The organism is Candidatus Hydrogenedentota bacterium (assembly GCA_012523015.1).
In the GTDB taxonomy this organism is placed as follows: domain Bacteria; phylum Hydrogenedentota; class Hydrogenedentia; order Hydrogenedentales; family CAITNO01; genus JAAYBJ01.
This window is the reverse complement of record JAAYJI010000357.1, coordinates 1-9855: the sequence shown is the minus strand read 5'-3', so window position 1 is coordinate 9855 and position 9855 is coordinate 1. Positions and strand designations below refer to the sequence as shown.

At 49.1% G+C, this 9855-nt stretch carries 5 protein-coding genes; 2 read left to right on the top strand and 3 right to left on the bottom strand.

The window, feature by feature from the left end; all coding sequences use genetic code 11:
• From GX117_15410 to lipB, 3 genes are all read right to left on the bottom strand, one after another.
• Window positions 1-2922, bottom strand: a 2922-nt coding sequence (locus GX117_15410) for a hypothetical protein (GenBank protein ID NLO34716.1), incomplete at its 3' end; no start/stop codon positions are given.
• A gap of 92 nt (window positions 2923-3014) precedes the next feature.
• Window positions 3015-4355, bottom strand: coding sequence for a DUF58 domain-containing protein (locus GX117_15405; GenBank protein NLO34715.1), 1341 nt, complete (start codon window positions 4353-4355; stop codon window positions 3015-3017).
• A complete protein-coding gene (gene lipB, locus GX117_15400; protein NLO34714.1) occupies window positions 4345-5004 on the bottom strand; it encodes a lipoyl(octanoyl) transferase LipB in 660 nt (219 codons plus the stop codon). Before lipB ends, GX117_15405 begins: the two co-directional genes overlap by 11 nt.
• A 231-nt stretch (window positions 5005-5235) precedes the next feature.
• On the opposite strand from lipB, the gene GX117_15395 reads away from it, so the two are divergent.
• Both GX117_15395 and GX117_15390 read left to right on the top strand, forming a co-directional pair.
• Complete coding sequence (locus tag GX117_15395; GenBank protein ID NLO34713.1) at window positions 5236-7488, top strand: glycosyltransferase family 39 protein; 2253 nt, start codon at window positions 5236-5238, stop codon at window positions 7486-7488.
• 398 nt (window positions 7489-7886) lie between these two features.
• Window positions 7887-9764, top strand: a complete 1878-nt coding sequence (locus GX117_15390) for a PAS domain-containing protein (protein NLO34712.1) — start codon at window positions 7887-7889, stop codon at window positions 9762-9764.
• Window positions 9765-9855: the final 91 nt, after the last annotated feature.

Below are 9855 nucleotides of genomic sequence, written 5' to 3'. Positions count from 1 at the left end.
GTTTAGATCAATCCACGTGATGAGCCGATCCCATGCCTCTTCATCAAGGCTCACGCCGTAGTGTCCTTTTTGAAGAAGCTGCACCAGTTCGCTGGTGTCGGCGTGCCATTCCATGGGCTTTTGCAAATGATAATCACTTTCAGGGCCCGGACGCCGCACATAAGGATGCAGCGCAAGATAGGATTGATGGAAATTCCCTTCGCCTTTTTCCGCACGGTGGGAGAAATCGGGGCGACCGTCCGTTATGGGTTCAGCGCCGAGACAGCCCACACAGTGCCGATCAAGGACCGGCTGTACTTCATGGCGGAAACTGAAGCCCCGCTCCTTACCGTACCAAGGCATAATGGTATCGGGGGCACGGCGAGCGGCACGGTTGAACTGTACGGCTGCCGTCGTATTCTGCGGTTCATGGCAGCCCACGCAAGACAGCACCTCTCCGGGCATGGCGGTGAACCAGCTGCGCATAACCTGTACTGCTTTGTTTTCAGCGTCCAAAGGCTGCACGGCGATCGGCGTATTAGCAGGTACTTGGAAGTAGGCGGAACCATCCTCTGCCACAGGCACTGTACCGAGGATGCGGTGTATATCCCAAGGTCCTTCCATGCCGACATGTTGGTGACCGCCAATGTGCGGATATCCATAGTGGAAAGAATAGAGGCGCAGTTTTTTGACGGTATCGCGCGGTACATTCGCCAGACCGGGGCCCTCATAGACATCCATTAGGTACACGGTTGCATCAGTGCGCGCCAAGTTGACGCGGTCGGGGATGGCAGGCGGTGTGGGCTGAGCGCGCAAAGGCAAGGGCTCGTACATGTCGTAGCCCGGTTCTTCGTAGAGCAGCAACATATTATCGAAACGGTCAACCAGATAGAGCCCCAAGGCTTTGTCGGGCTTGAGCCGTGCTGATACCAAGAAAAAGGAGTCGCTAAGCGGGAAAGGATGAATAAACTGAGGCCAGCTGTTTTGCACCAGTTCATCGGCAATGACCGGTTCGACGGGCTGCCCATAGCCGGGGATACGCTGTACCACGCCCGACGCCTCATGACGCCCTTTCGCCGGATCCAAAATAACCAGTTCTCCTAAGCGTGCAATCCCATGATGGCCCGATACAATGGTTACCACTTTCGTCGGATCGTTGGGGATGGGTCGCGTATAAAACATGGAATTGGGCCAAAAAGAATTGCTGCCGTAGAATTCCACTTGGTTTGTACCGTCGGGATTCATATGAAAAAGGAGCCGTGAGAAATAGTGGGGCGTGTCAGAATACTCCCACCGTGAATAGAGGATCCGGCCGTTGTTCAAGACCGTGGGGCACCAGTCATGATCTTGATCAAAACAGAGCTGGCGCACATTGCCGCCGTCGGCGTCCATACTATAAAGATTCGCTACGGCATCACTGCCTGTCACACAAGGAATGCCTTGTATACAGCGGGTTGAATCAAAAATGATTCTTCCGTCGGGCAAATAACAGGCATCATAATTATCAACATCCGATTCTAGGCCGGGGGTCACCTGACGCAGCCCGGTACCGTCGGTTGCCATTTCCCATATTTGCCAGCGATCATGGGATCCGAGCATAGAAAAGAGCATTTTATCGCCGTCGAAATGAAGATCTATATCAGCAATCAGTATATCTTGATCGGGTCTGAATAGGCGGCTGGGCTTGGCGGCTTCTTTAAAAGCATCCAAGACGACGATCTCATTGTCATAGCCTTTGCGGGGCAGCGAACAGTTACCCTGCCAGTTTTGCGGCAGTCCTGCACGATTCACGGAACGGCGGATCAACATAACCTGATCGAAGTCTAGGAGCGGATTGGCAAGCAGCGCCTCACGATGGAGGCGGACAAGCGCATCCACAGCTTCTTTCATTTCAAGAGTCGATTCCCTTCCTTCTTCACGAATTTCCTGAAACAGACGTTCAATAGTGTCCAGCTGCTGCAGATATTTGTCGCCTTTTTTATAGCTATCCGGGTAGCTTTCACTGAGATAGATAATGGCACGGCGTAAAGCAGCGCGGTCGATTTGTTCCAAACGATGCATTCCGTCACGCACGGCGCAGGCACGGGCGTACAAGTCCAATCGTTGTAAGGTATCACTTTCGCCGTCAGACAGCTCGGCAAATTCTTGTTGCAACGCTGCATCTCCGGGCGCACTTTGATCCAATACATGGCTGATTAGACTTAATTCCAATGTTTTCGGATCTTCACTGCTAAACCATGTTTTGCCGCCTGCTTCGGCAAGGTCAGATTCTAAGCGTATGGCTTCGGCAGGATAATCTTGTTTAAATCGTTGCCACAAGGCGGCGGTAGGATCATTGGCCGCGCCGAAATAGAAACCGGCATCTCCGCCTACATTGTAAATGCGTAAGAGTAGCAGATTATCACCGGTTTTCAGCGGTAAATCAATGAGTTCTTGGTTCGGTGCCGCAATCCTTGCCACATCACGGGACAGGAGCAATTCGCCGTTTAACCACAGTTTCATACCGTCATCGCTGCCCACTCCCGCGTGCAGTGTTTGCGCTGTGTCAGCGTGAATGATCCGCGCCAAATAGATAGCCGATTGAGCAGGACATATTAATTTTTGTACGACCCCGTCACCGAAGCTTTGATGATGAAACCACAGTCGTTCCCCTTTTTTGCCCCGTTGGTTAAAAGATAGCTCTTCTTCGGGAAAGGCGCTGTCGTCAAAGGAGTCTGCCGGCAGCGGCGCTGTATAATGCCATGTGCCGAATTGAAGTCCGGCAAGACCGCTGTCCTTCGCAAGCCACTGGTGATAATTGGCGCGTGTTGCATGGAGCGTTTCCTGCCACGTTGCGCCCTTGCTGTAAAGGGCGTCTTCCGACCGGGCATGCGCACAGCTAGTGGATATTATCGCTCCCAGAAGAACAAAACATAAAAACAGTCCTACCGTCTTTCTCATCATAAGAAACCTTTCAGAATTAGTTATGCGTTTAGTATACCAGTCTTCCTGTCTTTGACGCACCGAAAGAAACGAGTACAAAATATTTTTATGTGCTAAATACGCTGGGGTGAAATTTCATGGAGATGTCGTTCGGTTTCGATGTGAAACATGGGGATGTTATGTTCTGCAAGGAGCTTGGACGCGTCATTATAGTGGGTTCCTGCGTCAATGAGAAACACGGTTACATTAAATCCGTACTGTTTCATCAGGGCAAGGGTAAGCGCGACTCGATCCGTGATTTGTCCGGTCACCGGCAGGAGCGTCGCGTCTCGGGGCAGATTTCGCGAACCGTTCACGATGAGATCCGCCAATTGGAGATGTTGTCCCGGCACGACTCTTGCCAGATTCTCAATAATTTTTTGCGCTTGGTCAATGCCGCGGGCAGTCAGGACTGTGAGCGGGTTGACACGGGTATACTGTGCCTCCTGCTCAAGGAGTGCGTCCATCTGAAAGCGGTTGGATGAACTCCAACTCTCGGTCTCATACTGGGCGATTTCGGCGGCGTCGCGGCCGTTGGTGAGGAGCCCAACCTGTTCGCCTGAGAGCTGAAGCAAGTAGGCAATGGAAGCAGTGGTCGTGATGGCGAGTTCCATGCGCGCTTCCCGCTTTTCAGGGACATAGCTGTCTTCGTGCAGGTCAAGGATAAGGGTTCCCCCTGAAACACTGCTGGGATCAAAACACTTGACCTGAAGCCGGTCCGTCCGTGCCGTCGCTTTCCAATGGATACTGTTCAAGGGGTCGCCGGGAACATATTCTCGGATAGTGCTGATTCGCGTCGGATCGGTATAGATGCGGTTGGTGATACGAACCGGTCCCTGCGGGCGTCGTGCCGCTACATTGAAAGTTTCGATATACGCAATCGTAGGCAGCACCGATACGTAGTCCCGCGTTTCGCCGCTGCGAAAACGTTTGTGCAATCCGAAGAAATCGCCTGACTCGTAAAGGATAGGGCCGATGCGGTGGTAGCCTCGTCGGGGACAGGTGAGCTTATAGCGCAAGGACACCGATTTGCCGGGCATGAGAATGGAAAGACGTTTATTCAGTCCTTGTCTGGGGAAATCGGATGGATAATCATCTTCCATAAAGAGCCAAGGAATGGGCCATCGCTGCTTGTTGGTGATCAGTATGGACACTTCCAGCTCTTCGCCTTGCCACAGTTGGAGACGATTGATGGAGCGTTCGCAATGGAGTCCCTTCAAGAAAAAGGAGGAGGAGACATAGGCGCTCACCACCAAGATCAAGAAGGCATAGAGACCAAAGGCCATGTAGGGACTGCGAAGTAAAAAAGCAAGGAAGAGAACGATACCGGAAATTGCAAGCAAGACAAGGCTGGAGCGCCACCCTTCTTTATCTGTCTGCGGGCTAGGGTTGGGTATGGTGGAGTTAGGGCGCATGGCTGTTTACTTTGCATTGAAAAACTTGCGCAAAAGCTACCGTGAAACGGTCCATAACCTCTTCCATGGGCGGACAAGGCTGGAGCAGCCGTGACAGTGTAGTGACTGCTTTATCTTTGATGCCGCAAGGGATGATGAGCTGCCAGTGTGCTTCATTGGGCGCAACATTCAGGGCGATGCCGTGCCAAGTGACCCATTGGCGCACCCCCACGCCGATGGCGGCAACTTTAGCGCCCTCTACCCACACGCCTGTATAACCCTCCATCCGTTCCGCTGTCACGCCGTAGCTGTGGAGCAGCGTGATCAGTGTTTCTTCGAGAGCGCGCAAATACCAATCAACGGACAAGCGCCATTCGTTCAGATTAAGAATGGGATAAGCGACTAACTGTCCCGGACCGTGATAGGTCACATCGCCGCCGCGATCCGTCTCCACACAATCGACGCCCGCCGCTGCCAGTGTTTCTTTATCGGCGAGGATATGTTCGACACGTGCGCGGCGACCCAGCGTGATAACAGGGTTATGTTCGAGGAGAAACAAGGTATTCGGTGCTTCGCCCGTCCGCACCGCCTCATGCACCCTGAGCTGTTCTGCAAAGAGTTCTTGATACGATACAGGATGAGTTCGTTTTATAAGGCGTACTTCTTTCATGGCTGCTCAATTATGGTGAAGTTTCAGGCATGGCGCAATAGCTTTAGAATGATCTCAATGTGTTTTTCTAACAGATACACCAATGAGTATATAAAACCTGAGTGAATAGGGCAAAGCCGAATTTCGTGCCGCCAACCGAAGGCTGAGGGACACGGGGTTTTTATTGGTATTCACAAACATTTTATGACATGATTACGGATCTTCCTTCAAATTAAGAATGGTCTTTAGTTTATGAAAATAAAGAAAGAATTAGTAGTCGTATTCATTGTGACCGTCCTGGGTATACTGGTAAATACGCTTTATCTGTACAGCGTACCGGAGCCGCTGGAGAATCGGTATCAGGCACAATTGTCGCATTTGTATCCCGCCGTGTTTTTTGCTGCCGGTCATGGTATGGGTACAGCAGATGTGGAGCAGATCGAAGGCTTGCCCGACTTTATCTTTGGGCAAAGCGACCGCTTTGACACCGCCCACATTCCCGCTGATATAGAATTGGCGCCTTTGAAATCACGCGCCGCAGCACACTTGTATTTATTGTATGCGGTGGGTTGGATGTGGCGCTGCTTCGGCGTATCTCTCAATGGACTTATCTTCTTCCTGATACTTATGCGTACCCTGAATCTCATTTTGATTTACGGCATGTTTCGGCTTGTTGTCAGAGATTTTGCAAGTGCGGCGCTTGCCTTGCTCTTCTGCCTGTCCCCTTACATGTTGTACGAAAATACACTGATCCAGTATCAGGTGCGTGCCCCTTTTTTATTTTTCAGCCTTTGGATAACCCTTCTCCTCATTACACGTCCTTGGCATCGGTGGATGCTCATTGGGCTGTCGGTTGTGTGGGGAATCATCTTAGGCATAAGCGTCGGCTTTCGCTATGAACTTGTAACGTACCTTCCTCCCGCACTGTTAGTCCTCTTCATTTTGACGAAGGTGAACACAAAACAGCCTTTCCTCTATCGTGCTGCGGCAACGATCTTGTGTATGGGCTTTTTTCTTTTTTGCTCCTATCCGATTTTATTCGGACATTCTATCATCACCTATCATTCCCCCATGCACACAGTTTTGCTGGGATTGCGCCCGCAAGTGGAATATAATTTAGCTTTTGATGAATCTTCTTACGAGGTGATGCCTAATGTAATGATAGGGGATTCCGCGGCCTTGGCGCTTGTCTCAAGCTATGCCCGGCGCAAAGGCGTCGAAGATTCCCTCATTAATAAGGAAAGCGCCGAATACGAACGTTATGAAGGCAATAAGGATACAAATCTACTTTTAGATCCGTATCTCCTATTTAATGGGGATATATATGCAAAAGCTGCAGACAGTCTGGTGTATCAGATTTTATGGCTGTTACCCAGCGACTTTGTATGTCGGGCTTGGGAAGCGGTGGCGGCAATTCCGCGGCAGTTCGACGATATACACCGGCTATTTGTCAAAGACCATGAAAAGTTGTCCCTGTGGCTGCGAATCAATCTTTTGATTCAAGAAAAAGCTGCCGTCCATCTGAAGCAATGGGGACTCCTGTATCTGATCCTTGTCCTTGTCGTATACAGTTCCCGACACCTATATGAGGCGTTGGTGCTCACGGCTGTATTGGCATGGTATGGCGGCTATCCGAGCATCATGTTTGCACCCGGCACCGGCGTTTATTTTGTCTCTGTGGTATCTGTTTTTGCCGTCATCTGTTTTTGGAAATGGTTATTCACGTTGATGGTCAAAGTCGTGAATAAGGAACGGCGCCGATCCTTTTTAAAAGATGCGCCTTTCCTTACCGAACGGAAAGAGCCAATCGTAAAAGCTCTGTGCTATGTGCTTATTACTGTGACGGCCATTATCGTTCCGGCAGCCGGATTGCGTGCGTGGCAAACGAAACAAGTCCATCAACTCGCCAATCAAATTGAAGCCTACCCACGGTATCCTCTAAGCCTGCAAGAGGAAATAACGGATCATACAGCCATGTTCAAACCGAAAGAACCGCTGCCGGGACTGACCCCGCCACAACCGCCGGGGGTAGGCGAAACGGCATGGGAATATATGGTTCTCGCACTGGACACCCATGGATGTGATATCCCGGTTACGATTCACTATGATCAGCGCAGGGTTCTTAATGACTATAGCGAGACCGTTGTAATCCATGGTGTTCATGACGGGGAGGCCGGGCGGGTTCTCTTTTTTTTCCCCGTCTACGAGCTTGATATCTCCTATAAACCCGAACTTTGGCGCGATTTTAAACGAGCCTATCCATATTTTTCCGGGGATCCTGATGACCCGCGCCCTGTCGAAGAACAGGAATGGTGGTTGCCGGGCAAATTTGAAGGTATTTCCATAGCTGAAAACTATCAATCGCAGGTTGCGGGCTTATATAGGGTTGAAGTGGACGAGGACTTAGAGATTCTGCCATTTATGCAAATACCACAACTGCGCGAAGAAATACGCCCCTATAAAACCGGTTATTTGGAACGTGCCGTCCGCAGCATGAAACGATAATTTTTCTGCTGCCTCCTTTCCTCATACAAAAAATAATCTCTTCCTACCTCCCCGCACAGCACGAATCATAGCTCTCGCAGTAACTTTTTCCTCTTGTGGAGTGTTCCCTATCTATATAGTGCAAACAAAATGAACAATCTAAAATTATTTTGGTAATTTTATCTTTTTGTACCTGACCTTTTCGTTTTGTGGTAAACTTAACACTACATATTACAACTGAATGATTACAATAAAGAGTTTTTGGGTTGTCATGCTTCACGCACTGATGTTCCGTATTGGTGTTGAATCATGAAAAATCGTTTTGTTTGTACTTAATTGAGTAGACGGGTGTTGTTCGTTGCATTTTGTTCTGCAACGGGATTGCAAACATGCGGCTATGCCGATAGGGGATTATCGTCATGGGAAAGAGGAAGTGTTATGAAGACACAGGGGTAGTGGATTTGTCTGCGCAGCATCGGCAGCAATTTGCCTCGTACTATGCAGAATTGCGGCGGATGGCTTGGGTGTTTTGTCTCGGTCTCGCCATTGCACTTTCTATTGAGTTCTTCGGTCGGATACTATTTCTTTTTTTTAATGTACCCGTCTATTTTTTCTTCTTTTTCAGTGCTGTAGCCTTGGTTATTTTTGGGAGCGTTGCCACGTATATTCTCTTTCGCCTGCGCAGTTCAACCTTAGTGAGAACGTTGATTTGTTGCGGTGTGGCGGTGATTATTGTATCTCAAGTTTATGATGTCCTCTTGTCTTGGAATCTCTTTCCTCTTCTGGGTTTCGTGCAGGAAAACAGAGTTACTCAATTCATTTTAAGTATTTTATTTGCAACCGGTTTTACGGCGGTGTTTGCCAGCTTCTACATCTCTATTTTTGAAACACATCGCGCAAAAATCGAAGCAGAGTACCGCCACTACTTGTTACAGGCCGAGCAAGAAGAACGCAAAAAGATTGCTGCCCAGTTGTACGCCAGTCAACAGGCCTTGCGCACCTTAATCGAGGCGAATCCGGAATCGCTGCTGTTGTTGGACACAGACTATAACATTGTTGTGTCTAACTCCTCCGCTCATGAACGGCTTGCCGGCGGCGATCCTGCCCTTGAAAATAAGAGCCTTCTTTCGTTTTTTACGGCGGAGCAGACTGCACTGGTTCACAATTGTTTTGAAAAGGCAAAAAACGAAGGATCCATATGTCGTTTTGAAATGGAACGTTTTGGAAAGATTTATGACTGCTGTCTATGTCCCATCCAAGACGAAACAGGCCGTATTCAACAATATGCCTTTGTAGAAATTGATATTACGGCGCGAAAGGAAATTGAGCGGACGCAGCAGAGTCTGACCGAGTATTTGGAACAACAGATTCTTACCCGCACAGAAGATCTGCGCCAAGTAACGAAACGGCTGGAAGACGCACTTACACTCAATAAAGAATTGATCACCGTATCGCCTGTTGGGATTGTTGCCTTTAACGATGAAGGCTTCTGTGTGGTGGCAAATGCCGCGGCTGAAGAAGCACTTAATTTATCGTTGGAGGCATTTTTCGAAACGAATTTTATGGATACCATTAACTTGATCTATCCACAATTGGGTGAGGCGCTCGACATAGCCTTGAAAACGGAAACCCGCAGCAAAGGTGAACTTCACATCCGTTGTGAGGATTGCGGCCCTGTTTATAATGAATATTTTCTTTCTCCTTTTCAAAGTGAAGATAAGGCGCACGTGCTGCTCATACTCAAGGACGTTACAGAACAGAGGTTGGCAAAAGCCCAGCTTGAAAAAGAAAGACAATTATTTGAAAATGCTAAACGCTTGTCGGAGTTAGATATTTTGACCAGCAGCATTGCCCATGAAATCAAGTCGCCTCTCAGCATCATTCTAATGGGTACGCAAAGCATACAGCACTTGATGGAAGAGTATCCGCCCGACCGGGAGATGATGAACCACTCTCTAAAAATTATTGATCGTAACGCCTACCGTTCCTTAGATATTCTTCAATCCCTCAGCTCGGTATGTCGTATGGACAACCATGCGCCCCATTACGAGGCGTCTGCTGCAAAACTTGTTCACGATGCGGTGTCCATGTGTCCCTATCGCTTATATGAAAATGACATTGTTTTACACCTTTCTTGTGATGACAGTTTGTCTTGCTATTGTCAGCCCACCCAGATTACCCAGGTACTCCTCAATTTGCTGAACAATGCCCATGAAGCCGTCGCTGAACTGGAAGAAAAATGGATACGCCTTGAGGTCGTCCGGAGTCTGACAACGATATTGAGACAGTTCCTGTAACTATTTAGGGAGCAATCTGTGCTCCGTTCAACTTTTTTACGCCCTTCGGGCCTGAGTTTTTAAGGCATGGGGGTCTATCAATCCGATATGC